The organism is Arthrobacter sp. I3 (genome assembly GCF_000520575.1).
Classification (GTDB): domain Bacteria; phylum Actinomycetota; class Actinomycetes; order Actinomycetales; family Micrococcaceae; genus Arthrobacter; species Arthrobacter humicola_A.
Genome location: NZ_KI914927.1, coordinates 6,269 through 32,641 on the forward strand (window position 1 = coordinate 6,269; position 26,373 = coordinate 32,641).

General features: G+C 66.7%; 24 protein-coding genes. 15 read left to right on the forward strand and 9 right to left on the reverse strand.

The features are described 5' to 3' along the window. The first annotated feature begins 174 nt into the window (after positions 1 to 174). On the forward strand, positions 175 to 2,028 hold the full coding sequence (gene lepA / locus Y706_RS0111425; protein WP_026266375.1) for a translation elongation factor 4: 1,854 nt from the start codon (positions 175 to 177) through the stop codon (positions 2,026 to 2,028). Between the two features lie 45 nt (positions 2,029 to 2,073). Further along, complete coding sequence (hemW, locus tag Y706_RS0111430) at positions 2,074 to 3,312, forward strand: radical SAM family heme chaperone HemW (RefSeq protein WP_028276697.1); 1,239 nt, start codon at positions 2,074 to 2,076, stop codon at positions 3,310 to 3,312. Between the two features lie 126 nt (positions 3,313 to 3,438). Here hemW and Y706_RS0111435 read toward each other — a convergent pair whose 3' ends face one another. Beyond that, entirely contained in the window at positions 3,439 to 3,858 is a 420-nt protein-coding gene (locus Y706_RS0111435) for a DUF4870 domain-containing protein (RefSeq protein WP_026537291.1), read from the reverse strand. A gap of 143 nt (positions 3,859 to 4,001) precedes the next feature. After that, on the reverse strand, positions 4,002 to 4,853 hold the full coding sequence (locus Y706_RS0111440; protein ID WP_028276698.1) for a DUF3097 domain-containing protein: 852 nt from the start codon (positions 4,851 to 4,853) through the stop codon (positions 4,002 to 4,004). Positions 4,854 to 5,171: 318 nt separating this feature from the next. Between Y706_RS0111440 and hrcA the strand changes: the two genes are divergently transcribed. The 3 genes from hrcA (at position 5,172) to Y706_RS0111455 (ending at position 8,185) form a co-directional block, all read left to right on the forward strand. Continuing rightward, entirely contained in the window at positions 5,172 to 6,185 is a 1,014-nt protein-coding gene (hrcA, locus tag Y706_RS0111445; protein ID WP_028276699.1) for a heat-inducible transcriptional repressor HrcA, read from the forward strand. Between the two features lie 78 nt (positions 6,186 to 6,263). Then, positions 6,264 to 7,394, forward strand: a complete 1,131-nt coding sequence (gene dnaJ, locus Y706_RS0111450; protein WP_028276700.1) for a molecular chaperone DnaJ — start codon at positions 6,264 to 6,266, stop codon at positions 7,392 to 7,394. 2 nt (positions 7,395 to 7,396) lie between these two features. Next, positions 7,397 to 8,185 carry a 16S rRNA (uracil(1498)-N(3))-methyltransferase gene (locus Y706_RS0111455; protein ID WP_028276701.1) on the forward strand — a complete coding sequence of 263 codons (789 nt, stop codon included), beginning with the start codon at positions 7,397 to 7,399 and terminating at the stop codon, positions 8,183 to 8,185. 50 nt (positions 8,186 to 8,235) lie between these two features. On the opposite strand, the gene Y706_RS0111460 is transcribed toward Y706_RS0111455, so the two are convergent. Then, positions 8,236 to 9,117, reverse strand: a complete 882-nt coding sequence (locus Y706_RS0111460) for a GerMN domain-containing protein (protein WP_253906772.1) — start codon at positions 9,115 to 9,117, stop codon at positions 8,236 to 8,238. A 641-nt stretch (positions 9,118 to 9,758) separates the two neighbouring features. Here Y706_RS0111460 and Y706_RS0111465 point away from each other — a divergent pair. Next, complete coding sequence (locus tag Y706_RS0111465) at positions 9,759 to 10,814, forward strand: DNA polymerase IV (RefSeq protein ID WP_028276703.1); 1,056 nt, start codon at positions 9,759 to 9,761, stop codon at positions 10,812 to 10,814. Between the two features lie 88 nt (positions 10,815 to 10,902). Next, positions 10,903 to 11,400 carry a GNAT family N-acetyltransferase gene (locus tag Y706_RS0111470; RefSeq protein WP_028276704.1) on the forward strand — a complete coding sequence of 166 codons (498 nt, stop codon included), beginning with the start codon at positions 10,903 to 10,905 and terminating at the stop codon, positions 11,398 to 11,400. Positions 11,401 to 11,535: 135 nt separating this feature from the next. On the opposite strand, the gene Y706_RS0111475 is transcribed toward Y706_RS0111470, so the two are convergent. After that, positions 11,536 to 11,979, reverse strand: coding sequence for a GNAT family N-acetyltransferase (locus Y706_RS0111475; RefSeq protein ID WP_043436034.1), 444 nt, complete (start codon positions 11,977 to 11,979; stop codon positions 11,536 to 11,538). A gap of 58 nt (positions 11,980 to 12,037) precedes the next feature. Here Y706_RS0111475 and Y706_RS25030 point away from each other — a divergent pair, with 58 nt between their 5' ends. After that, positions 12,038 to 13,084 (forward strand): NAD-dependent epimerase/dehydratase family protein, encoded by a 1,047-nt coding sequence (locus Y706_RS25030; protein ID WP_052355063.1) that lies wholly within the window; start codon positions 12,038 to 12,040, stop codon positions 13,082 to 13,084. Here the strand turns inward: Y706_RS25030 and Y706_RS0111485 are convergent. Further along, positions 13,079 to 13,729: a class I SAM-dependent DNA methyltransferase gene (locus tag Y706_RS0111485; protein WP_052355064.1), complete on the reverse strand. Its 651-nt coding sequence runs from the start codon at positions 13,727 to 13,729 to the stop codon at positions 13,079 to 13,081. The genes Y706_RS25030 and Y706_RS0111485 overlap by 6 nt on opposite strands. Positions 13,730 to 13,918: 189 nt before the next feature. Between Y706_RS0111485 and Y706_RS0111490 the strand changes: the two genes are divergently transcribed. The 6 genes from Y706_RS0111490 to Y706_RS0111520 all read left to right on the forward strand — a co-directional run bounded on the left by Y706_RS0111490 (position 13,919) and on the right by Y706_RS0111520 (position 20,267). Continuing rightward, positions 13,919 to 14,434 (forward strand): flavin reductase family protein, encoded by a 516-nt coding sequence (locus tag Y706_RS0111490; RefSeq protein WP_028276707.1) that lies wholly within the window; start codon positions 13,919 to 13,921, stop codon positions 14,432 to 14,434. A gap of 305 nt (positions 14,435 to 14,739) precedes the next feature. Then, entirely contained in the window at positions 14,740 to 15,828 is a 1,089-nt protein-coding gene (locus tag Y706_RS0111500) for a PhoH family protein (RefSeq protein ID WP_028276708.1), read from the forward strand. Continuing rightward, positions 15,825 to 16,298 (forward strand): rRNA maturation RNase YbeY, encoded by a 474-nt coding sequence (gene ybeY, locus Y706_RS0111505; RefSeq protein ID WP_028276709.1) that lies wholly within the window; start codon positions 15,825 to 15,827, stop codon positions 16,296 to 16,298. Before Y706_RS0111500 ends, ybeY begins: the two co-directional genes overlap by 4 nt. Continuing rightward, on the forward strand, positions 16,295 to 17,626 hold the full coding sequence (locus Y706_RS0111510; RefSeq protein WP_028276710.1) for a hemolysin family protein: 1,332 nt from the start codon (positions 16,295 to 16,297) through the stop codon (positions 17,624 to 17,626). The genes ybeY and Y706_RS0111510 overlap by 4 nt, the downstream gene beginning before the upstream one ends. Next, positions 17,610 to 18,569 carry a GTPase Era gene (gene era / locus Y706_RS0111515; protein WP_028276711.1) on the forward strand — a complete coding sequence of 320 codons (960 nt, stop codon included), beginning with the start codon at positions 17,610 to 17,612 and terminating at the stop codon, positions 18,567 to 18,569. Before Y706_RS0111510 ends, era begins: the two co-directional genes overlap by 17 nt. 132 nt (positions 18,570 to 18,701) lie before the next feature. Next, complete coding sequence (locus tag Y706_RS0111520) at positions 18,702 to 20,267, forward strand: LCP family protein (protein ID WP_028276712.1); 1,566 nt, start codon at positions 18,702 to 18,704, stop codon at positions 20,265 to 20,267. Between the two features lie 128 nt (positions 20,268 to 20,395). Here Y706_RS0111520 and Y706_RS0111525 read toward each other — a convergent pair whose 3' ends face one another. The 4 genes from Y706_RS0111525 to Y706_RS0111540 form a co-directional block, all read right to left on the reverse strand. Further along, positions 20,396 to 20,977, reverse strand: a complete 582-nt coding sequence (locus Y706_RS0111525) for a dihydrofolate reductase family protein (protein ID WP_028276713.1) — start codon at positions 20,975 to 20,977, stop codon at positions 20,396 to 20,398. 156 nt (positions 20,978 to 21,133) lie between these two features. After that, positions 21,134 to 21,901, reverse strand: a complete 768-nt coding sequence (locus tag Y706_RS25035) for a cation efflux transmembrane domain-containing protein (protein ID WP_043436036.1) — start codon at positions 21,899 to 21,901, stop codon at positions 21,134 to 21,136. Next, complete coding sequence (locus Y706_RS0111535; RefSeq protein WP_028276714.1) at positions 21,901 to 22,227, reverse strand: ArsR/SmtB family transcription factor; 327 nt, start codon at positions 22,225 to 22,227, stop codon at positions 21,901 to 21,903. Before Y706_RS0111535 ends, Y706_RS25035 begins: the two co-directional genes overlap by 1 nt. A 90-nt stretch (positions 22,228 to 22,317) precedes the next feature. Further along, positions 22,318 to 24,270, reverse strand: coding sequence for a M13 family metallopeptidase (locus Y706_RS0111540; protein WP_028276715.1), 1,953 nt, complete (start codon positions 24,268 to 24,270; stop codon positions 22,318 to 22,320). Between the two features lie 252 nt (positions 24,271 to 24,522). Between Y706_RS0111540 and leuA the strand changes: the two genes are divergently transcribed. Then, on the forward strand, positions 24,523 to 26,262 hold the full coding sequence (gene leuA / locus Y706_RS0111545) for a 2-isopropylmalate synthase (RefSeq protein WP_028276716.1): 1,740 nt from the start codon (positions 24,523 to 24,525) through the stop codon (positions 26,260 to 26,262). The last annotated feature ends 111 nt before the right edge of the window (positions 26,263 to 26,373 follow it).

The following is a 26,373-nucleotide window of genomic DNA, read 5'->3' on the forward strand; positions in this document are numbered from 1 at the left end:
GCCGAGAGTCCACCGGACCCGGGGCAGCGCGCAACGCAACGCAGGGATGCACTGCCACTGGCCCGGACGTGGGAGACTATAGGGACAGAAATGCGCCACGTCGCAGGATGGCATACGAGCATCCGCACCGAGCCGTGGAAAAGCCAACAGTAATGCCAACAGTAAGGACCCTGCGTGTCTCCCATGGCCCGCACCGCCCCGGTGCCCGCCGCAACAGATCCGGCCATCATCCGGAACTTCTGCATCATTGCGCACATTGACCACGGCAAATCCACACTGGCCGACCGGATGCTCCAGTTCACCGGTGTTGTCCAGTCCCGTGACATGAAGGCCCAGTACCTGGACCGCATGGACATTGAGCGCGAACGCGGCATCACCATCAAATCCCAGGCCGTCCGCATGCCCTGGGAACTCGACGGCACCAGCTACGCGCTGAACATGATCGACACCCCCGGGCACGTCGACTTCACGTACGAGGTCTCTCGTTCGCTCGCGGCCTGCGAAGGCGCGATCCTGCTGGTGGACGCAGCCCAGGGCATCGAGGCCCAGACCCTCGCCAACCTCTACCTGGCGATGGAAAACAACCTCACCATCATCCCGGTCCTGAACAAGATCGACCTCCCGGCAGCCCAGCCCGAGAAATACGCGGCGGAACTCGCCAACCTGATCGGCGGCGACCCCGACGACGTGCTCCGCGTCTCCGGCAAGACCGGCATGGGCGTCGAGGTCCTGCTGGACAAGATCGTCCGCGACCTGCCGGCACCGGTGGGCGACCCGAACGCCCCCGCCCGGGCCATGATCTTCGACTCGGTCTACGACACCTACCGCGGTGTGGTCACCTACGTCCGCGTCGTCGACGGCATGCTGCACCCGCGTGAACGCATCCAGATGATGTCCACCCGTGCCACGCACGAGCTCCTTGAGATTGGTGTGAGCTCCCCGGAACCCACCCCCTCCAAGGGCCTTGGCGTCGGCGAGGTCGGCTACCTCATCACCGGTGTGAAGGACGTCCGCCTGTCCAAGGTGGGCGACACCGTCACCAACCTGGCCAAGCCCGCCACGGAGTCCCTCCCCGGCTACGCGGACGCCAAGCCGATGGTCTTCTCCGGCCTGTATCCGCTCGATGGCACGGACTATCCGGTGCTCCGCGATGCGCTGGAGAAGCTGATGCTCAACGACGCCGCACTGGTGTACGAGCCCGAAACGTCCGCCGCGCTGGGCTTCGGCTTCCGCGTGGGATTCCTGGGCCTGCTGCACCTGGAAATCACCCGCGAGCGGCTCGAACGCGAATACAACCTGGACCTCATTTCAACCGCGCCCAACGTCGAATACGAGGTCACGCTGGAGGACAAGAAGGTCGTCCACGTCACCAACCCCAGCGAATACCCCACCGGCAAGATCGCTGAGGTCCGTGAGCCGATGGTGTCCGCTACTATCCTTGCGCCGAACGAGTTTGTCGGCGCCATCATGGAGCTGTGCCAGAGCCGCCGCGGCGTCATGGGCGGCATGGACTACCTCTCCGAGGACCGGGTGGAAATCCGCTACCGCCTGCCGCTGGCCGAAATCGTCTTCGATTTCTTCGACATCCTCAAATCCAAGACCCGCGGCTACGGGTCACTGGACTGGAAGGCCGACGGCGAGCAGGTGGCCGACCTGGTCAAGGTGGACATCATGCTCCAGGGCGAGCAGGTTGATGCGTTCTCCGCCATCACCCACCGCGACAAGGCCTACGCCTACGGCGTGATGATGACCGGCAAGCTGCGCGAACTCATCCCGCGCCAGCAGTTCGAGGTGCCCATCCAGGCCGCCATCGGCTCCAGGATCATCGCCCGCGAAAGCATCCGCGCCATCCGCAAGGACGTCCTTGCCAAGTGCTACGGCGGTGACATCACCCGAAAGCGCAAGCTGCTGGAAAAGCAGAAGGAAGGCAAGAAGCGCATGAAGATGGTGGGCCGCGTCGAGGTGCCGCAGGAGGCTTTCATCGCCGCGCTGACAACGGACGAGTCCAAGGACAAGGCCAAGAAGTAACGGTGCAGGTAATGACTGTTGCTGCAGTATCGGCAGGCCGGGCCCGTGCCTAGCGTTCTTCCCCTGGGCGACCCGGCGCCGGCAGACGGGCTGCTGCCCGCCCAGGCGGGCGAGGGCGCCGATCAGCGCGCTTTTGGGCTGTACGTGCACATCCCGTTCTGCGCGGTCCGCTGCGGGTACTGCGATTTCAACACCTACACCGCCACCGAGCTGGGCGGCGGGGCCTCCCAGGACGCCTACGCCGCCACCGCGATCGCGGAAGTGGAGTTCGCCGCCGCGGCCCTGAAGGGCAGCGGCCTGCCCGACCGTCCCCTCAGCACGGTTTTCTTCGGCGGCGGAACCCCCACGCTGCTGCCGGCGGAGGACCTGGCGCGCATCCTCACCGCCGCGATCGACGCCTGGGGACTGCAGCCCGGCGCCGAGGTGACCACCGAGGCGAACCCCGATTCCGTCACGCCCGCATCCCTGCAGCTGCTGGCCGACGCCGGGTTCACCCGCGTTTCGTTCGGCATGCAGTCGGCCGTACCGCACGTCCTGAAGGTCCTGGACCGCACCCACACGCCCAGCCGGGTGCCCGAGGTGGTGCAGTGGGCGCGTAATGCCGGGCTCTCGGTCAGCCTCGACCTCATATACGGGACGCCGGGGGAGTCGCTGGAGGACTGGCGCTACTCGCTCGAGACCGCACTGTCCTACGCCCCCGACCACATCAGCGCCTATGCCCTGATCGTTGAAGACGGCACCAAGCTTGCCGCGCAGATCCGCCGTGGCGAAGTGCCGGAAATCGACGACGACGACCACGCCGCCAAGTACGAACTCGCCGACGAACTGATTTCCGCCGCCGGGCTCAACTGGTACGAGGTCAGCAACTGGTCCCGCACCCCCGAACAGGCCTGCCGGCACAACCTCGCCTACTGGCGCGGGGACGACTGGTGGGGCATCGGGCCCGGGGCACACTCGCACGTGGGCGGCGTCCGCTGGTGGAACGTCAAGCACCCCACCGCCTACGCCAACCGCCTCGGCGCCGGCGCTTCACCCGCCGCCGGACGCGAAACGCTGGACTCCGAAACCCGCAACGTGGAACGGGTCATGCTCGAGGCCCGGCTCAATTCCGGACTCGACATCCCAAGCCTCGGGGGCCTGGGGGACACCGGCAGGCACGCTGTCGCAGGGCTGATCGCGGACGGCCTCGTGGACCCCGCGGCGGCTTTCAAAGGCCGCCTCATTCTCACGCTTAAGGGGCGGCTGCTGGCTGACGCCGTCGTCCGCAGGATCCTGCCGGACTAGTCTGCCCGGCAAAGCCTCCACAAGTTGGCTGCCGCATCAGCGGCCACAACACCCTGCCGCACAAAAGAGAGCCGGCCGCTGCCCCTGACGGGCGGCGGCCGGCTCTCTTGCTTGGGTCCGGGCCGGCTATTTGATCCAGCGCAGGTTGAACTCGTAACGGTGCGGCTGGCCGCGGTTGACGTGGATGCCGGCCGCCACCGAGAAGCACGTCACGGCGATCCAGATCACCGTGGCGAGCACGGCGAAGAGGTTGCCCACCACCGGGATGAAGACCAGCAAATTGGCCAGCACTGCGGCGAGCGTCGGCGGCAGCGTGAAATTGAGGGCTTCCTTGGATTCCTGTGCCGTGAACGGGCCGCGGTCCTTGAAGATGAGGTAGATCAGCAGCGACGGCACGCAGCCCAGGATGCCGCCGAAGTGCGCGAGCGTGGCCCACTGGCGGTCCTCGCTGGCCGTCAGCGGCAGCGCGTTTGCCGGAACGCCATGGTACGGGGGCTGGCCATGGCCAGCCTGATTGCCCGTGTGTTCGCGTGCGTTATCTGCCACGGTGTAGCCCTTCGGATTGCGGTGATGCGTTGCTGCCTGGGTTGTGCCTGAAATAGCCGGGACCGCACCGGAAGCGCGGCCGCCGTTTCAAGAATACTTGCTCGGGCCCGGAAATGGAGATCAGGGGCGGCCGCCGCGGCGGACTAGGGCACGGTGAGGAAGTCAATGACCTCTTCCACGCGGCCGAGCAGCGACGCCTCCAGATCAGCGTAGCTGCGGACAGCCCCCAGGAGTTTCTGCCAGCCGAGGCCGATGTCCTCCTTTGTGGAGTGGGGCCAGCCGAAAGCCATCAGGATCCCGGTCTTCCAGTCCGTGCCGCGGGGGATCACGGGCCACTGCTCGATCCCCAGGACCGCGGGCCGGATGGCCTGCCACACGTCCACGTAAGGGTGCCCCACAATCAGGACGTTGCCGGCGGCGCCCGGTGAGGCCATGACGGCGTCGGCGATCCGCGACTCCTTGGAGTCGGCCACCAAGTGGTCTACCAGCACGCCGAGGCGCCGGCCAGGGCCCGGGCCGAAGTCCGCCACGGCGGCCGCGAGGTCGTCAATGCCGTGCAGGGGCTCGACGACGATGCCCTCCACCCTGAGGTCATCGCCCCACACTTTCTCCACCAGTTCGGCGTCGTGCTTTCCTTCCACCCAGATGCGGCTGGCCTTGGCCACCTGTGCACGCTGTCCCGCCACCCGCACCGAGCCCGACGCCGTGCGGCCGGCACCGGCGGCCGGGGCGGTTTTCTTCGGGGCCGGCGGCATCAGGCGGATGGGCTGGCCGTCCAAGAGGAAGCCGAAGCCGAGGCGGAAGGACCGCGACTTGCCCCGCCGGTCCTCCAGCGCCACCACGTGCATGCCGCCGGATTTCTCCACCCGGGTGACGGCGCCCACCCAGCCGGACTGGACCTCCTCGAGGACCATCCCGCGTTCCACCGGGACTTCCGGCAACTGGGTCTTGGCGGGGGCGGACAGGTCCTGGGGTCCCCAGTTCTGGTACGACATCTCTACACGCTTACTTTGCACTCGGAATGTACGGCGGTCGGTGGAACTCTCCGGGGGCCGGAACCGGACCGCGACGGCGCGGCAACGGCAGCGGCTGCCACGGTCTCGGCGCCGACGTGACGGGAATCGCGTTCCCGCGGGCGACGCCTGGAGCGAATCCAATGCTAACAACGCGGCGACTCATATTAGACTGGTTAGCACTTAGGCATGTCGAGTGCTAACCCTTGTCCTGTGGCGGGCCGTCCATGCACCATTTGTGGACCCGGACCGGACGAGGGGGGTGGCACCGACTGCGGGACAGTCGATTGGAGGTGGAGCGTGAGCGAACCGCGCAAACTCGAAGTGCTGCGCGCCATCGTGGAGGACTACGTCCATTCGCGTGAGCCCGTTGGTTCCAAAGCGCTCGTTGAACGGCACCATCTCGGCGTCTCGAGCGCCACAATCCGAAATGACATGGCGGCGCTGGAAGACGAGGGCCTGATCACGGCACCGCACACGAGTGCCGGCCGGATCCCCACTGACAAGGGCTACCGGCTGTTCGTCGACCAGATCTCAGCGGTGAAGCCATTGTCGCCGGCCGAGCGCCGGGCCATCCAGGCGCTGCTGGAAGGATCCGAGGACCTCGACGACATCCTTGACCGGACCGTGAGGCTCCTCTCGCACCTGACCAACCAGGTCGCCGTCGTGCAGTATCCGCTGCTCAGCCGCGCCCGGGTGCGGCACATCGAGTTCGTGCTGCTGGCGCCCCGGAAAGTGCTGGCGGTTCTGATCGCGGACACCGGCAAGGTGGAGCAGCGCGTGATCGACGTCGGGCAGGACATTCCCGACGACGCGCTGGCGGAATTGCGGACCAGTTTTCTGGCCAGCCTCTCCGGTAAGCCGCTGAGCCTGATGCCGCAGCTGCTGCCCGCCGTCATTGCCGGTGGCCCGCCCGCGCGGCGCGGAGCAGCCCAGGCGCTGGCCCGCGGCCTTGAGGCCCTGGCTACGAGCAGCCGTGAAGAGCGCATGGTCATGGCCGGCACCGCTAACCTGGCCCGCTCCAATGTGGACTTCCCGCTCAGCATCGGCCCCGTGCTGGAGGCCCTCGAGGAACAGGTGGTCATGCTCCGCCTGCTCAGCGAAATGGCCGAAGACCCGCGCGGCGTGACCGTCAGCATCGGCCGGGAAAATCCCTACGACGGTCTCGCCGAGGCCTCGGTCGTGGCCACCGCCTACGGGCCGGACGCCACGGCCAAGGTCGGAGTGCTTGGGCCCACCCGGATGGACTATCCCACCACCATGGCCGCCGTCCGAGCGGTGGCCCGCTACCTTTCGAGGATCCTGGGGCCCTGACAGGCCCGGGACCGAATACGACTTCTTGCCCCACAGGCAGTGCCCCACAGGCAGTACAACAAGGAAGAGATACACACTTTGAGCAGCCACTACGACGTTCTTGGAGTCTCCCGCGACGCATCGGGGGAGGAGATCAAGAAGGCATACCGGAAACTGGCCCGGACCCTGCACCCGGATGTGAACCCCGGGGAGGACGCCTCGGACAGGTTCAAGGCCGTCACGCACGCCTACGAGGTCCTCTCCGATCCGCAGAAGCGCCGGGTCTATGACACCACCGGCAATGAGAACGGCACCGACAACGGGTTCGGCGGCGGCAGCTACTCGGGCCAGGGGTTCGCCTTCCAGGACATCTTCGAGACCTTCTTCGGCGCCGGTGGCGGCCAGGGCGGCCCGGCGTCCCGGGTCCGCCGCGGCCAGGACGCGCTGATCAGCGTCCGGATCGACCTCCGCGATGCGGTGTTCGGCGTGAACAAAAAGCTCGAGGTCGACACGGCCGTCATCTGCCCCACCTGCGAGGGATCCTGCTGCCGGGAGGGCACCCACCCGGTCCGCTGCGACATCTGTGGCGGCAGCGGTCAGGTCCAGCGCGCCGTGCGGTCCATCCTGGGCCAGGTCATGACGTCCGCCCCCTGCGGGTCTTGCGAGGGCTTCGGCACCGTCATCAAGGACCCGTGCAACGAATGCAGCGGCCAGGGCCGGATCCGCAGCCGCCGCTCCCTGACCGTCAAGGTCCCGGCCGGCGTGGCCACCGGCACCCGCATCCAGCTGTCCGGCCAGGGCGAGGCCGGCCCCGCCGGCGGCCCCGCCGGGGACCTGTACGTGGAGATCAGGGTCAACAACGACGCCACTTACGTGCGCGAGGGCGATGACCTCCACGCGAGCCTCAACATTCCCATGACGGCGGCCGCCCTCGGCACCGAAATATCCCTCGACACCTTCGACGGACAGCAGGAAATCGACGTCAAGGCCGGCACCCAGTCCGGCGAGATCATCACCCTTCGCGGTCTCGGCGTCACGCACCTGCGCGGCCACGGCCGCGGCGATCTGAAGGTGCACCTGCAGGTGGAAACGCCGGTCAAGCTCGATCACGTCCAGGAGGAACTTCTCCGCCAGCTGGCCAAGCACCGTGGCGAGCACCTCACGGAAGGAAAGCTTGCGGCCAGCGGCGGCGTCTTCGCCAAACTGCGGGACCGGCTCGGTAACCTGTAGCGGTGAGTAACCCGGTCTTCTTCACCGCCCCAGGCACCCTGAACCAGCAGGTCCCCGGCTCGGCCTTCGTCCTCGGGGGCACCGAGGCCCGCCACGCCGTCACCGTCAAACGGATCGGGGTGGGCGAAGCCGTCGACATCGCGGACGGTGCCGGCAAGCGCCTGACCGGCACCGTGACAGCCGTCGCTGCCGGGGAGCTGACCGTCGAATGCGTGGACCTGGCTGAGGAACCACGGCCCGCAACACGGCTGGTCCTGGTCCAGGCCCTGGCCAAGGGCGACCGCGATGAACTGGCGGCCGAGACCGCGACCGAGTTGGGCATCGACGCCGTCATTCCCTGGCAGGCCGAGCGGTCCATTGTGCGGTGGAAGGCCGAGCGGGCGGCGAAGGCGCATGCCAAGTGGCAGTCGGTGGTGACGGCAGCTGCCAAGCAGGCGCGCCGGGCATGGATTCCCGAGGTCCGGGCCGCCGTCGACGGCGCCGGGCTGCAGGCGGCCGTAGCGGCGGCAGACCTCGCCGTCATCCTGCACGAAGACGCCGTGCGCCCGCTCCGGCAGGTACTCGAGGCCTGGCTGGAAAGTGATGGGCCCGGCGAGGTTGTGGCAGACGATGCCGGATCCCGTGAGGTCCTGCTGATCGTGGGTCCGGAAGGCGGCATCAGCCCGCGGGAGGTGACCCGGCTTTGCGACGCCGGCGCGGTTACGGCTCTTTTGGGGCACCATGTGCTGCGTTCGTCCACGGCCGGGCCCGCCGCCACTGTGCTGGCCAGCGACATCCTCGGCCGTTGGTGACCTGCGGCAGCCGTCGCCGCAGCTGACGTGACGCCTTGTCCAGGTGACTTCTATTTGACCGTGAACCCGCGGGTGTCCTGGAATACTTCCTTGGCGCTGTCGGATGCGTCCACCTGGGACACCCGGACCTCGTAATTGCCCGGGCCGAGGTTCACGGACAAGGTGAACAGCCCGGGCCGGGCTGCATCGGCCGAGGCCGTGGCGCTGCCGTTGAGATACGCGGTCTTGGCGTTGTCGCCGTCGCCGTCAACCTTGAGGATCGCCCAGCGGAGCTTTCCGCCCTGGACGGTGCTGCGGCCACTGATCTTGACCGAACCGTCGGCCACGGACGTGCCCTCCTGCGGATCAATGATCCACACTGGTGCCACCATCCCGGCGCTGCGGGACGTCGGCTCGCCCAGGCGGACATGGTTGAAGGCGACGTAGTCGGTGTGACCGTCCACCAGCACAACCACCTGGACCTGCTGTCCGGCATCGATGAGGCCGGCGCTGGCCGCGGCAGCTGTCGCCGTGTAGACGAGCTGCTGGATGGCGCGCTCGGCCATGGCCGCATCCACGTTGCTGTTGAAGGCATCAGCGGAGACATCCACCGTGATGACGTTCTTGCCGGAAATCGACGTCGCCAGCTTCTTCGGATTTTGCCAGGGCGTGAAAAAATCCGGGTCCAATGGCTTCTGCGACATCATGACCCGCAGGGCGCGGGTGACGGGATTGTCCTGATCCGGAACGTCGCGGAACTCGCGGTATAGAAACGCGTTGTCGTTGCCGCGGCCGATCCAATACACCGGAGCCTTGTTCGACGTCTGGGCAGTCTCGAGCGGTGCGCTCGTGGTGGGGGCGCCCGACGCCGGGGCGGGAATGAGCTCTGATGGGCTGCTGGAATTTGTGATGCCGCTCTGCGGCGTCGCCACACAGCCGGACAGGACGAGCACGGCAGGCAGCGCCAACGCCAGCGCGACGCGGCGGACGCGCCCCGCCGATGGCTGCTGAACTCCACGCTTCCTGATGCCGCTGTCCCTTCTTACGCCCCGCGTTCCGCGGTGATGATCCGTTTGTAGCCGTCGCCGGCCGCTGACGGCCGCCCGATCGCTCACCGGCCGGAGGCCGGCCTGGCGATCCCGGGACAGCCGGATTCCAGCATGGCACACGGGCGCGGCGCGGCAGCCGCGTTTGGGCCCTGGCGCCGGAACTGCAACGGGAACGATATGAGGCCGATACAAAGTTGATACCTAATGGCGTCCGCTTGTGGTTCCTTGCACAGACGTGGTCCGGGCGAGGGGACGCAGCACCAGGTGTATCAGTGCATTGGCCCGCCCATCGCGGAGGCGGAGTCGTTTCCCCGCCGCTGCTGGGAGGTCAGCGTAGGGCGTCAGCGCCAGGAGTTCGACACTTTCCAGATCGTCGGTTTTTGCGCCCAACGCTGTCCGCACCCGGTCTCCAAGCACTTCGGTACGCAGCAGCGCCGGGCACGGAAGGGCACGTTGACGACGGTGAGTCCGGCCAGGCTTGGTGGAGAGCCGATGCCTGCAAGGGATCTTTAGGGCACACTGGTGCCGTGAGCGGAATCCCATGGGTGCTGCACGTCGATCTCGACCAGTTCATCGCGGCGGTCGAAGTGCTCCGGCGGCCGGAGCTTGCAGGCAAGCCGATCATTGTCGGCGGTCGGGGCGACCCCACGGAACGCGCCGTGGTGTCGACGGCATCCTACGAAGCGAGGGCGTTCGGCGTGGGTTCCGGAATGCCCTTACGCATTGCGGCCCGGAAAGTGCCCGACGCTGTGATCCTGCCCGTCGATCAGGAAGCTTACCTCGCGGCGTCTGAAACGGTCATGGCCACCCTGCGCGCGCAGCCCGGCGCCACCGTGCAGGTCCTCGGGTGGGATGAAGCTTTCGTAGGCACCGAGACAGAGAATCCGGAAGCCTACGCCCGGCAGGTGCAGGCCGCTGTCCTGGAGCGAACGCAGCTGCACTGCAGCGTGGGGATCGGCGACACCCTGGTACGAGCCAAGGTCGCCACCGGTTTCGGCAAGCCGGCCGGCGTCTTCCGTCTCACTGCCGCGAACTGGCTCGACGTCATGGGCAGTCGGCCCACCAAGGAGCTCTGGGGCGTCGGAACCAAGGTGTCGGGCAGACTGGCCAAACTCGGCATCAACACAGTGGCCGAGCTAGCCGCGTCCGACCCCCAGGACCTGGTCCCGGAGTTCGGCCCCAGGATGGGACCTTGGTACGCGGAGCTCGGACGCGGGGACGGCGCCAGCGTTGTGGACGACACCCCGTGGGTTGCCCGCGGGCATAGCCGGGAGACCACCTTCCAGCGCGACCTGACCGAACCCGCCCAGGTCGACGACGCCGTGAGGGAGTTGACAGCGCGCGTCCTGGAGGATGTTGTGGCCGAAGGTCGGCCCGTGGTTGGGCTGACGCTCAAGGTCCGGTACGCGCCGTTCGTCACCAAGACCCACGCGAGGAAGCTTCCCGAGACATTCGACCGGGACGAAATCCTCGCGCAGGCGTTGGACCTCGCAGCCGGAATCGAAGCAGACCGTCCGATCCGGCTCCTGGGCCTGCGGGCCGAAATGGCAATGCCCGACGACGCCCGAAAGGGACATACGCCGACGCGCGGCGGCTGGTGACGGCGTCGCCACCCTACCGGCGTGGCCTTCTGCGGGCCGGCTGAAAAATGACCCGGGGAAGCCCTCAAGCCAAAGTTAGGCTGGGACGATGGAATATCAGATCCGCCAAGCCGCGGTCGAGGACGCTGATGCCGTTGTCAGGATGCACACCCTGGCCCATGAGGAATGCTACGGGCACCTTTTGTCCCCGGCGTTCTTCGATGCGCGCCGTGCCAGCATGCCTGAACGCGTGGAAAAACGCCGACCGTATCTGGACAGCACTCAGCCGCGAATCATCGCCGTGGACGAGAGCAATGAATTAGTTGGATTTGCCGACGCAGGTACGGCACGTGACGATGACCTGCCCGTCGAACTTGAGCTTTACTCCATTTACACTCTGAGGTGCACCCATGGCACTGGGCTCGGTGTCGCCCTATTGAAGGCCGCCCTCGGCGATTTACCCGCCTACCTGTGGGTCCTTGAGGCCAACGTGCGCGCTCAGGCCTTTTACGCCAAGAACGGTTTTCAGCCCGATGGGACGCGTAAGTTGCTTTCACCCGAGTGGGAGGAACTACCTGAAATACGGATGGTCCGCTCCGACATTTAGCCGGGCAGGTGCCACGCTGAACACCGGCTGAGGTCACCTGCCGTGCGGGGTGTACTCGCGCAGCAGGAGACGATCAGTCTGCAATTCCATGTGTCCATCGTGCCTGAGCCGGCGCATCGGCCTGGCGGCCGTGGGTCAAAATCTGAGAATGTTCAATTCCGCGGCCGGTTCGAAACCAAGCCGTGCGTAGAAGCCGCGTGAAGCGTCGGAGGGGGAAAGCACCATCCGTACGGCCTTGATGTCTTGCGCGAACTGGATCGATGCCTCCACGAGCCGGCCGCCGATTCCGGCGTTCCGAAACTCCGGAAGCACGTAGGCGTTGCCCAGATAGACCCACCGGGACGATTCCGTTCCGGGTTTGGGCATCCGCTCGAAAATCACCAGGTTGAGCATCCCGACGAGTTCGCCACCGCAGTCGGCCACAAAAAACTTTCGGGGACTGGCATTCATCCACTCCGTGAAGATGGCGTCGAAGGCGGGATCGTCCATAGGCGTGGCGTCATGTTCCGCCGTCCAGGTGGCCCTTAGTGCCGCAAGGCCCGGTACATCGTCTGGGCGCCCTTCGCGAATGATGAACATGGAAGTACCCTACTTTGGCGGTGCGCCCGCAAAAGCACCCGTCCGTTAGAGTCGGACAATGAAACGGGCTGTGATCCTTGGAGGCACTGGCGTTCTCGGCCGCGCTATTGCGTGGCGGCTGATCCGTGCCGGCTGGGCCGTGGACATGACGGGCCGGGACCGGACCAAGATGCCGGCTGACCTGGCTGCCGCCGGTGCCCGATTTATCGCCGCCGAACGTCGTGACGACGCCGCACTGGCAGGGGTGATGGCCGGTGGTGCCGATCTCCTCGTGGACGCGGTGTGCTACACCGACGCCGACGCCCGGCAACTCCTGCCACACCTGGCCGCGGTGACCTCGGCCGTCATGCTCTCGAGCAAGGCTGTGTACGTTGACGCCGCCGGCAACCACGTCAATTCCGATGTAGCGCCCCGCTTTGATGCGCCGATCCTCGAGAACAATCCGACCATGCGGCCGGGAACCGGGGACTACCAATCCCGGGAAGGCTATGGCGCCAACAAGGTGGCTGCAGAGAACACCCTCCTGGGCAGCGGCCATCCCGTGACGGTGATCCGGGCGTCCAAGGTACATGGTGAGGGCGCGGCCCTGCCCCGGGAATGGATGTTCGTCAAACGGGTCCTCGACCGGCGCCCGGCCGTGTTCCTGGCCCATGCGGGGCAGGGCGCGGACCACACGACGGCAGCGGTGAACACGGCGGCCCTCGTGGAACGGGTTGCCGCCGTGCCCGCGGCACGGATCCTCAACAGCGCCGATCCAGATGCGCCGAATGCCCGGCAGATCGCCGCAGCAATTGCCCGCTACCTGGGCCACCACTGGGAAGAGGTGCTTCTGGATGACAGCGCACCCGCGGGCCTCGGTGACCACCCGTGGGATTTCCGGCCTCCGCTGGTACTGAGCACCAAGGCCTCCCTTGACCTCGTCTATGAACCTGTGGGGACATACGCTCAGACCATCCCGCATCAGGTGGACTGGCTGGTGAAGGCGGCAGCGGCCGGAGCCATGCCGGGAACCGGCGATCCCTCCCTCAAGCACTATCTCGACTACTCCCGTGAAGAGCAGTTCACCGCTGGTTCGGCCCTGCGAACACGCCAACGTCCCCTATGAAGGACTAAGTGTTGAAGCCACGAAGGGTTTGTCGACGAGGATGGCGGCCTGTGGATGTTTTTCCTTGGCCCTCGGTGAACGCACCAGCTGGGCGCGCATCACAAAGCCCTGTTCGGTGAACCAGAGCGCCACCTCCTCGGGTGCGTGCAGTTCCGCCCGGAGCTCGACGTCGTGTCCGTAGGCACGGTCAATCGTGCGGTGGCCGCTGCCGGCGTGGAAGGCGACGAGCGCCGAACCGCCAGGGCGGAGCGCCCTCCAGAACTCGCGAGCAATCGCCGGCAGCGCCGTCGGGGGAGAGTGGATGATCGAATACCAGGCGAGGACACCGTCCGCAGCCGCGTCCGCCTGGGGCAGGTCCGTCAGCTCTCCCAGCTCGAACAACAGCCCGGGATGCAGTTGTTGCGCGATCCGGACCATTTCGGGCGACAGGTCGACACCGCTGGCGTTCAGCCCCGCCTGGCCGAGATAACTGCTCATTCGTCCGGCACCGCATCCGACGTCGATCACCGTCCGGTCCGCCGTGCCGCGCATGTGGGCGATGAAGTGGTCCATCATGGCCATATCCAGCGGGGCCTCGAAGCTGGTATCCGGGATCACCGCTGAATAGGTCTCGGCGACTGTGTCGTACGCGGATCTGACGTCCATCAAGTTTTCCTGGTTTGCCATCAACCGAGCCTAACGGCCATGGCCGGCGAACTCCCGGTGCCGAATTCTTACGTCATGCAACGGGTCCGTGACGCGTTGTGTCGTTGCGCGACTGTGCGTTGCAGCCGGGCTTGGGAACCCGAGTCTGCGGTGGTTGATTGGGGCTACCAGCGCTCGAAAGGACCCGCCATGACGGAACATTCTGACCTCAGCCCGAAGGCACTCCGCCACGTTCTCGGACACTTCGCCACCGGCCTGACGGTGATCACCGCAGCAACCCGGCACGGGCCGGCTGGTTTCACATGCCAGTCCTTCGCCTCCCTGTCCCTGGAGCCGGCCCTGGTCACTTTCAGCCCAGCACGGACATCGAGCACCTGGCCGCTGCTGCGTGCGGCGGGACGGTTTACCGTGAACATCCTGGCCGCAGAGCACCAGCATCTGGCCGGGCAGTTCGCGCGCTCGGGGACGGACAAGTTCGCCGGCGTCGGCCATTCTCCCTCTCCGCTGGGCAACCCAGTCCTGGATAACGCCCTGGCCTGGGTGGATTGCGAACTCCACCAGGAGTACGACGGCGGCGACCACACGATCGTCGTCGGCGCCGTCCGCGCCCTGGGCGCCCGCCCCGACGCTGAGCCCCTGCTCTTTTACAAGGGACGCTACGCGGGCGTCGGGTCCCGCGCCGGCGCGCTGGAGAGCGCGGCCTGACCGTGTCGGAACCAGACCGGGAACCGAAGCCGGAACCGAAGCCGGAGCGTGAGCCGGAACCCGGCAACGCGGAACAGCCGTGCCCGGCAACAGGCGCCCACTGGCTGGAGGGGTGGGTCGTCTTCGGAAACGCCTACCCGTAACCGCCGGCGCCGGATCCCCTCCGGCGTCGGCCGCGCCGCGCTGGCGTAAGATGGAAGCACCCGTAGACCCCGGCCGCGGGCGGTGCGAACCGCCGTCGGTACGGATCACGGCGACAGACCATATTCATACTGGAGGGGACCAGAGGCCCGCGGGCCAACACCATGACTGAAGCAGCGAACGGCAAGGCCCGGTTCAGCGCCCGAGAACGCACCGCAGGGGAATTTCCCCACTCCCTACCAGGGCTGCGGACGGAGGTGGTCTTGTTCGACGACTCAGAGCAGATGGTCCAGTCGCTGGGCAGCCATGACGAAGCCCTAAGGTTTATCGAAAACCAGTTCCCCGCCGTCGATTTCCATGTCCGGGGCAACGAGCTCGCGATCAGCGGTCCAGCCGCCGACGTGCCGCGCATCATGCGCCTGCTCAACGAGGTGCGCGGGCTGGTGGCCCGAGGCACCGTCATTACCCCGGCCGTGCTGCAGCAGCTCGTCTCCCTGCTGCGCAGCCAGTCGCTGCAGAACCCCGTGGAAGTGCTGACCACCAACATCCTCTCCACCCGCGGGAAGACCATCCGGCCCAAGACGCTGAACCAGAAGAACTATGTGGACGCGATCGACGCCAACACCGTGATCTTCGGGATCGGTCCGGCCGGTACCGGCAAGACCTACCTGGCAATGGCCAAGGCCGTCCAGGCCCTGCAGCAGAAGGAAGTCAGCCGCATCATCCTGACCCGTCCTGCCGTCGAGGCGGGGGAGCGGCTCGGCTTCCTGCCGGGCACCCTGAGCGACAAGATCGACCCCTATCTGCGGCCCCTGTATGACGCCCTGCACGACATGATGGACCCCGAATCCATTCCCCGCCTCATGGCCGCCGGCACCATCGAAGTCGCCCCGCTGGCCTACATGCGAGGCCGCACGCTTAACGATGCCTTCATCATCCTCGACGAGGCGCAGAACACCACGCCGGAACAGATGAAGATGTTCCTTACCCGTCTGGGCTTCGGCTCCAAGATGGTGGTCACCGGCGACATCACCCAGGTGGACCTGCCCTTCGGCACCCGCTCCGGGCTCCGGATTGTCGAGGAGATCCTGCAGGGGATCGAGGACGTCAACTTCTCGATCCTGGACGCCTCCGACGTCGTCCGGCACCGCCTGGTGGGGGATATCGTCAACGCCTACAGCATCTGGGACGAAGTCCAAAGGAACCGGGTCAAGCACTCCGTCGCCCGGGAAACGCGGGGAGAACACGCATGAGCATTGAGGTCAACAACGAATCCGGCGTCGTCGTCGACGAGGCCGGGCTCGTGGCGCTGTCGCGTTTCATCTTCGAAAGCCTTTACATCCACCCGCAGGCCGAGCTGTCCATCCTGCTCGTGGACGAACCGGCCATGGAAAAGCTGCACCTCGAACTGATGGACGAGCCAGGCTCCACCGACGTCCTCTCCGTCCCCATGGACGAGCTGACCCCGGGCACGCCGGACAAGCCGACGCCGCAGGGCATGCTCGGCGACATCGCCATCTGCCCCCAGGTGGCCGAGGTCCAGGCCCGCAACGCCGGCCACTCCACCCAGGACGAGATGCTGCTGCTGACCACGCACGGCATCCTGCACCTGCTGGGCTATGACCACGCCGAGCCGGAAGAGAAGGAAGAGATGTTCGGGCTGCAGCGCGAACTCCTGACCGCCTTCACCGGCAAAGCGGCCCCGTCCGAGACGGTTCAGTGACCCCACTGATCCTCGCCGGCATGGCGCTGGTGTTCCTTAGCTTTGCCGCAGTGCTGACCGCTGCAGAGTCCGCGTTCAACTTCCTGCCCCGGCACGACGCCGAGCAGGCGGTCCTGAACAGCAGGGGCACCTCGCTCAAACGCATCCTGGCCCAGCCCGTGGGGCACATGCGCGCCCTGCGGTTCTGGCGGGTCTGGTTCGAGATGGCCGCCGCCGTCGCCGTGACCGTGCTCCTTTACAGCATGCTGGACAACGTCTGGCTGGCCGGGCTGGCGGCCACCGGCATCATGGCGCTGGTCGGCTTCGTGATCGTGGGGGTGTCCCCGCGGCAGCTCGGCCGGGTCCACTCCGCCGCCCTGGTCCGGTTCAGCGCCCCGCTGGTCCGGTCCCTGTACGCCGTGCTCGGCCCGATCCCGGGCTGGCTGGTGCGGCTCGGCAGCGTCGTAGCTCCCGGCGCGCCGGCCGACAGCGAGGCGTTCTTCAGCGAGGAAGAATTCCGCGAACTCGTGGACCGGGCGACCGAGTCCGACGTAATCGAGGACAACGAGGCCGAACTGATCCAGTCGGTCTTCGACTTCGGGGACACCCTGGTCCGCTCCGTTATGGTGCCCAGGACCGACATCCTCACGATCGACTCCGGATCCAGCCTGCACCGGGCGATGTCGCTGTTCCTGCGCTCCGGGTATTCGCGGATCCCGGTCATCGGCGAAAACACGGACCAGATCCTGGGCATTGTGTACCTGAAGGACGTTGCCGCCTCGCTCCACAACCTCGGCCCGGACGAGGAACCCCCGGTCGTGGACGAGGTGGCCCGCGAGGTCCGCTACGTGCCGGACTCGAAGCTCGTCAGCGACCTGCTCCGCGAACTCCAGAAGGAATCCACGCACGTTGCGATCGTCATCGACGAATACGGCGGAACGGCGGGGCTGGTCACGCTGGAGGACCTTATCGAGGAGATTGTCGGCGAAATCGTGGACGAATACGACACCGAAAGCGCCGAGGCCGTGGCGCTGGGGGACGGAAGCTACCGGGTCAGCGCCCGCATGAGCATCGATGACCTCGGCGAACTCTTCGACCTCGAGCTCGACGACGACGAAGTAGACACCGTGGGCGGCCTGCTCGCCAAGGCCCTCGGGCGGGTGCCGATTGTCGGCAGCACTGTCCAGGTCCACGGACTGTCCCTCCGCGCCGACAGGCTGGAGGGCCGGCGGAACCGCGTCAGCCACATCATTGCGGCCGCCGTAGCAAAAGAACAAACTGACCTTGAAGACCTTCTCGACGAGGCCGCACCAATCCAACAGGGAGTCTCACGTGAGCAAGCAGAATAAGTCCGACGGCGACGCAGCCTACGGCGGCTACCGCGCCGGTTTCTCGGTGCTGGTCGGACGGCCCAATGCGGGCAAGTCCACCCTCACCAACGCCCTGGTCGGCCAAAAAGTCGCGATCACCTCGGCCAAGCCCCAGACCACGCGCCACACAATCCGTGGCATCGTGCACCGGGACGATGCCCAGTTGATCCTCGTTGACACCCCGGGCCTGCACCGCCCGCGCACGCTGCTGGGGAAGCGGCTGAACGAACTGGTCGCCGACACCCTCGCCGAGGTCGACGCGATCGGCTTCTGCCTGCCGGCCAACGAGAAAATCGGCCCGGGGGACAAGTTCATTGCCGCCCAGCTCGCCGCCATCCCCAACAAGCCCATCATCGCGATCGTGACCAAGGCCGACACCGTCGACCGCCAGGCCCTCACCGAGCAGCTGCTCGCTGTCGCGGCCCTGGGCCGCGAGGTCCTCGGCGAGGACGGCTGGAAGGACATCGTCCCGGTCTCCGCCACGGACGGCTTCCAGGTCGACACCCTTGCCGACGTCCTGATCGGTCACATGCCGGCGTCGCCGCCGCTGTACCCGGACGGTCACCTGACGGACGAACCGGAAGCGGTGATGATCGCCGAACTCATCCGGGAAGCAGCCCTCGAAGGCGTCCGCGACGAATTGCCGCACTCCCTGGCCGTCGTCGTCGATGAAATCGTGCCGCGGGAAGGCCGGCCCGAGGACCGCCCGTTCCTGGACGTCCGCGTCAACCTGTACGTCGAGCGGCCCTCCCAGAAGGCCATCATCATCGGCAAGGGCGGTGCCCGGCTCCGCGAGGTCGGCACCAACGCGCGCAAGGCGATCGAGGCGCTGCTCGGTGCCCGGATCTACCTTGACCTGCACGTCAAGGTCGCCAAGGACTGGCAGCGCGACCCGAAGCAGCTCGTCAAACTGGGCTTCTGAGACGCGCTGTTCTTAGGCCGCTATTTTGGCCGTTGGCCCTTCCCGCCGCTCCCAAGAGAGGGCCATCGGCGTTTTCTCAGATTCGGACTCTAAAATGGGCTGACTCCCCGTTCGTTTAGGAAGGCTCAACAAGTGGTTCGACCCCGTGACAACCGTGCCGACGGATCCGCCCCGCCGGCCCGGTCAACAGCCGCTGCCCGGCACACGGCCGATCCCGCCGTTGGTCCGGCCCGCCACCTCGGCTCCGCCCGCCGGACCCCCGCCTGGCTGAAAGTCTTCACGGGCGTGGTGGCCGTGCTCTTGGTCGGCGTGATCGCCTTTGGCGCCTACTGGACCATCCGGCTCCAGGGCAACCTCACCAAGGCCCCACTCAGCGCCGGCAGCATCAAGACCGAGGGTGCAGTGAACGATTCGACGGACCGGATGCAGATCCTGATCCTCGGCTCGGACACGCGTGACGGGAAGAACTCGCAGTACGGCACCAGCGATGACGCGACCGGCTATGGGCACTCGGATGTGATGATGCTGATGGACATCTCCGCGGACAACAAGCGGGTCAACGTCGTCAGCTTCCCCCGCGACCTGCTGGTCGACATCCCCAAGTGCAAGGATCCGAAAACCAACAAAGAGTACCCGGCTCAGACCGGCGTCATGATCAACTCGGCGATGTCCGAGGCCGGCATCGGCTGCGCCGTGGACACCGTCAACAAGCTCACTGGCCTGGAGATCGACCACTTCATGATGGCCGACTTCAACGCCGTCAAGGAACTCTCCAACGCCGTGGGCGGCGTGTCAGTGTGTGTCAGCGACGCCGTGTATGACCCCGACTCGAAGCTGCGCCTGCCCAAGGGCACCTCCACCGTCCAGGGCGAACAGGCCTTGTCGTTCGTGCGCACCCGGCACGCCTTCGGCGACGGCGGCGACCTCGGCCGGATCAAGGCCCAGCAGGGCTTCCTGTCCGCGCTGACCCGGAAAATCAAGGACGACGGCACCCTCACCAACCCGGCCCGGATGCTCGGCATCGCGGATGCGATCACCAAGAACCTGACCATCGACGACGGCCTGGCCTCTGTGCCGACGCTGCTGACGGTGGGCAACCGGCTCAAGAACATCGACGTCGGCAAGGTAGCCTTCGTGGCCACGCCGACAGTCCCGGCCGAAACGGACATCAACCGGCTGCAGCTGGCCGAGCCCGCGGCGTCCCAGCTGTTCGCCGCCATGCGCAACGACGTGGACCTGACGGATCCGACCGCGAAGCCGAGCGCTTCCCCGAGTGCCACCGCCACGCCGACGCCCAGCCCCACCACCCCGGCCTATGACAAGACGCAGCAGCCCGTGACCGTGGCCAACGGCTCGGGTGTTCCGGCCCGGACCCAGGAGATCATGCAGGCCATCAAGGGCGCCGGTTTCACCCAGGTGGGCCAGTTGACTGCTCCGCCTGTCGCCGCGACGGCGGTCTACTACGGTGCGGACTACGCTGACGTGGCCGGGGACGTCGCGGCCCTGCTCGGTGTGGCGCCGGACCGGGTGCTCCCGGCCGCCGGAGTCGCCGGAGTCCAGGTCTACCTGGGCAGTGACTTCGCCAACGGGACGCCGACCGCCGCCGCCGCTGCCCCGCAGCTGCCCAAGGACATCGTCAACCAGACAGCCGGCGACACCGTTTGCCAGCAGGCCAACCCGGCACTGATCACCCGCTGACCCGGCAACCAGGAAGGCCCCCGTTCAGATTTTCCTGAACGGGGGCCTTCCTTTTTGTCATGGGTGCTGGACGGCGGCCTTTCGAGGCTCTTCCACGTCCTGCGGGGTCGTGGCACACGGTGTGGACCTCAACGGCGCACCCGATAGCGCACGTGAAGCACGCGGTTGCCCTGAATCACCACGTCAGGATCCTCCAACGGGTGCTGGGCGTGGACCGACCCGAAGTAGCGCTTGCCGGACCCGAACACGACAGGTATGACGTCCATGCGCACCTCGTCGACCAGGCCCGCGGCAAGCATCTGGCCACCGACGTCACCAGCGGCGACCTCGACGATGCGGTCACCCGCAAGCTCCTGCGCCTTGGCCATGGCTGCCTCGACACCGTCGACGAAGTGAAACGGCGCCTCGGGGTCCCAGCCCTCGGGCTGCGGCCGGTGCGTCACGACGACCACGTGGTCGATCCCGCTCGGAGGCTTCCCGTCCCAGCCGTCCGTCAGGTCGAAGACATGGCGGCCGACGAGTGTCGCCCCGATTTGGTCCCAGTACGGCCGGGTGTAGTCATAGGACGTCTGCGACACCGTCACCTCGCCGCGCTCGTCCAAGGGGACCTCACCGTTGGACAACCAGTCGAACAGCGGCCCGGGCTGGTCATTCTCGTCCGCGATGAAGCCGTCCACCGACACCGAGCCGTACATGACCACCTTGCCCACGGGCTCTCCTCTGCGTTGGGGTGCCCCAACATTAGCGTGTCGTGCGCTGTCGCTCTAGTAAGAAATCAATCGGCCGGCAGCGCCGATGAGATCCTTGAAAGCTGTGCCCGATGAGTGCTGCTGACGCCGGGCTTACGTAACCGGAAGCACTACCGACTACTCATGCTGCCCATCGGCGGCGGACTGTCCCACCCTCACCTCAGGTAGGAAGAGCCCCTTTGGAGGTGTTGAATCGGCACCGCATCCGTCACAGCGGGCCGGCTCCGTGGCCGTCGGAAGGGTGTCTGCCGCCGTGTGGGGGACCGTGCAGCAGATGTCGCCGCGCCAGGCGTTGATGCCCTCCCGGAGGGCGATCGCGGCGATGACCAGCGCCGCGCCGGCATCGGCCCACCACCAGCCAAGGGTGCTGTTCAGCACTAAACCCGCGAGCAGGACTGCCGACAGATACGTGCAGAGCAGGGTCTGTTTGGAGTCAGCGACCGCCGTGCGTGATCCGAGCTCCCGGCCGGCCCGGCGCTGGAGCCAGGAAAGGACCGGCATGATCACCAAACTCAGTGCGGCAATCACGATGCCCGGGGTCGAGTGCTGTGCCTCGCCGGCGCCGAGAAGTGACCTGACCGCCTCGGCGGCGACAAAGGCTGCCAGCGCGAAGAAGGAGACGGCGATAGTCCGCAAGGTGACGTGTTCACGCCGCTCAGGGTCCTTGCTGGAAAACTGCCACGACAGCGCCAGCGCCGACGCGACCTCAATGATGGAATCCAGGCCAAAGCCGAGGAGCGCCGACGAGTCGGCCGCACCCCCGGCCCACAAAGCCACAACGGCCTCGATGAGGTTATAGCTGATGGTGGCCGCCGCGAACAAGCGGATCCGGCGGCTGAGGACGGCGCGGCGGCCCGGGCTCGGCGACATTAGGACGGAAGTCATCACAGCGTGCACGTCCCGTCGGGTGCGCAGCAGGCCGGGTCCACCGCCAGCACGACGCCCAGAAGATCCTTGAGGGCATGGCCGAGGCGCTGATCGGCGAGCTCATAGCGGGTCCTTCGCCCCTCCGGCACGGCAACGACCAGCCCGCATCCCCGCAGGCATGTCAGGTGGTTCGACATGCTCTGCCGGGATACCCCGAGGGAATCCGCCAGCTCAGAGGGATAGGACGGCGCAGCCGTGAGGGCAAGCAGGATTTCTGCCCGTGTCGGGTCTGACACGGCATAGCCGAACCGTGCCAGCACCGGGGCATGCGTAAGAGTCTCCACAAAGTCGAAAGTACAGCTGTCGATGTATTCACGCAAGCGTGTACGCACAGCCCTCCCGGCTGGGTCGGCGCCAGTGACCGGGCCCCCGGGTCACCAGATGCTGACGCGCTCCTGCGGTGCCATCCACATGCCGTCCTGGTCCGTGACGCCGAATGCTGCGTGGAAGGCGTCGAGGTTCTTGGCGATGGCGTTCGTGCGGAACTCGTTCGGGGAGTGCGGATCCGTCGCCAGCCGGCGGATGGCCTCTTCGGTCCGGATGACCTGCCGCCACCCCGCGGCCCAGGACGCGAAGAAGCGCTGCACCCCGGTCAGGCCATCGAGCACCGGCGGTTCCTGCCCGTCGAGGCTGATCAGGTAGGCCTTGTAGCCGATGGTGAGCCCGCCCAGGTCGCCGATGTTCTCGCCAAGGGTCAGCTTGCCGTTGACCGTGTGGCCGGGGGCTGCCGTGGGGGAGAGGGCATCGAACTGCGCCACGAGCCGGGCGGCCAGAGCCTCGAACGCGGTGCGGTCATCCTCCGTCCACCAGTTGCGAAGCAGGCCGCTGCCGTCGTACTGCGAGCCCTGGTCATCGAAGCCGTGGCCGATTTCATGGCCGATCACGGCACCGATGCCGCCGTAGTTCACGGCGTCATCGGCGTCGGCAGTGAAGAACGGGGGCTGCAGCATGGCCGCAGGGAACACGATCTCGTTCAGGAGCGGATGGTAGTAGGCGTTGACCGTCTGGGGCGTCATCAGCCACTTCTCGCGGTCCACGGGCTTGCCGACCTCGTCAAGGTGGCGGTCGACGTCGGCGCTGTGCGCGCGCTCCACGTTCCCCAGCAGATCGGCGGGGTCGATCTCCACGGCGGAGTAGTCGATCCACTTATCCGGGAAGCCGATCTTGGCGCGGAAGGAGTCCAGTTTCTTCAGGGCCTCGAGCTTGGTTGCCTCGCCCATCCAGGCCAGCCCGGTGATGGACTCGCGGTACGCCTCGATCAGGTTGGCCACGAGGGTCTGCATGCGCGCCTTGTGCCCCTCCGGGAAATGTTCGGCCACGTAGATCTGCCCGACCGCCTCACCGAGGGCCGCCTCGACCACCGCGACGCCGCGCTTCCAGCGGTCCTTGATCCGCGGCGTACCGCTCAGGGTGGTGCCATAGAACGCGAAGTTCGCGTCCACGAACTCGGAAGACAGGTACGGGGCGGCCGCGCTGACCACGCGCATGGCGAGCCATTCCTGCCAGGCCGCCAACGGTTCGGAATCCAGCAGCGAGGCCGCGCCGGAGAAGAAGTCGGGGGTGCTCACCACCAGCTCGGCACGCTTCTTCGGCTCGATGCCGGCCGCGTCGAACCAGTCCGCCAGCAGGGGGAACAGCTCGGCCGCTTCCGCGGTGGACTTCAGGTTGTACGTCTTTTGCGGATTCCGCAATGTCACGTTGTCCCAGTGGTGCGAAGCCAGCGCAGTTTCCAGCGCCACCACGCGTCCGGCCGCCCCCTCAGGGTCGGCAACCTCCGCGAGGCCCAGCATGGCCCCCACGTGTGCACGGTAGGCCTGGACCATCGGGGCGAACTTCGCTTCCCGGTAATAGGATTCATCGGGCAGGCCCAGGCCGCCCTGGCCGGTGTAGAGCAGGACCCGGTCCGGGTTTCCGGCATCCGGCGCGGGGTAGATATAGAAGAGCCCGGACACATCGGCGCGGAACAGCCGTCCGGCCAGCGCCACGAGTTCGGGCACCGACGTCGTCGCGAACACCTGCGCCAGCCGCGCCCGGAGCGGGTCCAGGCCCTTGGCCTCGACCGCCGCTTCGTCCATGAAGCTGTTGTACAGGTCCCCGATCTTGCGCTCGATGCCGGTCGCCTCCGCACCGCGTGCGGCGGCCTGCCCGATGATCTCCTTCACCGCGAGCTCCGACGCGTCGCGCAGGGCGGTGAAGGTGCCCTCCAGCGGCCGGTCGTCCGGGATGACCGTGGTGTTGAGCCAGCCGCCATTCACATGCTGGTACAGGTCATCCTGCGGGCGGACGCTGGCGTCGATGGTGGACAGATCGATCCCCGAAAGTGGCACGGATGCTCCTTTGAGAGGCAGTCCGGCCCGGAGCGTTTGCCGGCGCACGGTCTGCATGGTGGACGTTACGGTGGTCTGGCTCCTTCATCTTACGCACCCGTGTTACTGTGAAAAGGTGCGCGCAGAACTGCTCCTCCTTAGCTGCCGCGGCGAGGCCTCAGACGCGATCTAGCGCAAGGCCCACCCTCGCTGCGGAGTTTGTGTTGCCCGGCCACCCTTTCACCAAGAATCACAGAAAAGGCCCCGATTGTAATGCGAAACGCACAGAAGCCCTCAGGAATGCCGGTCCACCGCTACATCCCGTTCCAGGACCAGATCACCGTTGAACTGCCGGACCGCACCTGGCCGGACAAAGTCATCACCAAGGCCCCGCGCTGGTGCGCCGTGGACCTGCGCGACGGCAACCAGGCCCTCATCGATCCCATGAGCCCGGCCCGCAAGCTGAAGATGTTCGACCTGCTGGTCCGGATGGGCTACAAGGAGATCGAGGTCGGGTTCCCCTCGGCATCGCAGACGGACTTCGACTTCGTCCGGCAGCTGATCGAGGGCAACCACATCCCGGACGACGTCACGATCCAGGTGCTGACCCAGGCCCGCGAACACCTGATCGAGCGGACCTACGAGTCCCTGGTCGGCGCGAAGCAGGCCATCGTCCACCTCTACAACTCCACGTCCGTCCTGCAGCGCCGCGTGGTCTTCAACCAGGACGAGGACGGCATCCTCGACATCGCCCTGCAGGGTGCGCGGCTGTGCAAGAAGTACGAGGAAACCCTCGCCGATACGCACATCACCTACGAATACTCGCCCGAGTCCTTCACCGGCACCGAGCTGGAGTACGCCATCCGGGTCTGCAACGCGATCGCCGACGTCTTCGAGGCCTCGGCTGACCGTCAGGTCATCATCAACCTGCCCGCCACGGTGGAAATGGCCACCCCCAATGTCTACGCCGACTCCATCGAGTGGATGAGCCGGAACCTGCACCCGCGCGAAGGCATCATCCTGTCCCTGCACCCGCACAACGACCGCGGCACCGGCGTCGCCGCCGCCGAGCTGGGCTACCTGGCCGGGGCAGACCGGATCGAGGGCTGCCTCTTCGGCAACGGCGAGCGGACCGGCAACGTGGACCTGGTGACCTTGGGCCTGAACATGTTCGTCCAGGGCATCGACCCGATGATCGACTTCTCCGACATCGACGAAATCCGCCGCACGGTGGAGTACTGCAACCAGCTGCCGGTGGCCGAGCGGTCCCCGTACGGCGGAGACCTCGTCTTCACGGCGTTCTCCGGCTCGCACCAGGACGCGATCAAGAAGGGCCTGGAGGCCCTCGAAAAGGACGCTGCCGCGGCGGGCAAGGACGTGGCCGACTACACCTGGCAGGTCCCGTACCTGCCGGTGGACCCGAAGGACCTCGGCCGGAGCTACGAGGCGGTCATCCGGGTCAACTCGCAGTCCGGCAAGGGCGGAGTCGCCTACCTGCTCAAGAACGAGCACAGCCTGGACCTGCCGCGCCGCGCCCAGATCGAGTTCTCCGGCGTCATCCAGAAACGGACCGACACGGTCGGCGGAGAAGTCAGCGGACCCCAGCTGTGGCAGGTCTTCCAGGACGAATACCTGCCCTCGGGCTCTGCCGACACGCAGTGGGGCCGCTACGCCCTCGGCTCCATCAGCACCGAGACGGACGAAGACGGCGACATGACCCTGACCGCCGCCCTGAAGATCGACGGGACCCAGGTCCGCCGGACCGGGACCGGGAACGGGCCCATCGCGGCCCTGCTGAGCATCCTGCGCGAAGACGGCGTGGACGTCCGGGTCCTGGACTACAGCGAACACGCACTCTCCGAGGGCGGCAGCGCCCTGGCCGCCGCATATGTCGAATGCGCCGTGGGGGAGCGCGTGCTCTGGGGCGTGGGGATCGACGCCAACACGAGCACATCAGCCCTCAAGGCCGTCATCTCGGCCGTGAACCGCGCCATCCGGGACGCCCGCGCCTGATCCGTCCCTGCCTGATCCGTCCGTGTCTGATCCGTCCGCGGATGGGCAGGCAGTGTCAAACCAACGCATGACTGCGCCGCCGGAACACTCCGGCGGCGCAGTATTTTGCCT

Excerpts from the sequence above, each read along its gene's own strand:
- Y706_RS0111440 (WP_028276698.1), bottom strand. The coding sequence starts at position 4,853 with ATGTCGTACCAGAACTGGGGACCCCAGGACCTGTCCGCCCCCGCCAAG.
- Y706_RS0111470 (WP_028276704.1), top strand. The coding sequence starts at position 10,903 with ATGGAATATCAGATCCGCCAAGCCGCGGTCGAGGACGCTGATGCCGTT.
- Y706_RS0111475 (WP_043436034.1), bottom strand. The coding sequence starts at position 11,979 with ATGTTCATCATTCGCGAAGGGCGCCCAGACGATGTACCGGGCCTTGCG.
- Y706_RS25030 (WP_052355063.1), top strand. The coding sequence starts at position 12,038 with ATGAAACGGGCTGTGATCCTTGGAGGCACTGGCGTTCTCGGCCGCGCT.
- Y706_RS0111485 (WP_052355064.1), bottom strand. The coding sequence starts at position 13,729 with ATGGACGTCAGATCCGCGTACGACACAGTCGCCGAGACCTATTCAGCG.
- Y706_RS0111490 (WP_028276707.1), top strand. The coding sequence starts at position 13,919 with ATGACGGAACATTCTGACCTCAGCCCGAAGGCACTCCGCCACGTTCTC.
- Y706_RS0111500 (WP_028276708.1), top strand. The coding sequence starts at position 14,740 with ATGACTGAAGCAGCGAACGGCAAGGCCCGGTTCAGCGCCCGAGAACGC.
- ybeY (WP_028276709.1), top strand. The coding sequence starts at position 15,825 with ATGAGCATTGAGGTCAACAACGAATCCGGCGTCGTCGTCGACGAGGCC.
- Y706_RS25035 (WP_043436036.1), bottom strand. The coding sequence starts at position 21,901 with ATGACTTCCGTCCTAATGTCGCCGAGCCCGGGCCGCCGCGCCGTCCTC.
- leuA (WP_028276716.1), top strand. The coding sequence starts at position 24,523 with ATGCGAAACGCACAGAAGCCCTCAGGAATGCCGGTCCACCGCTACATC.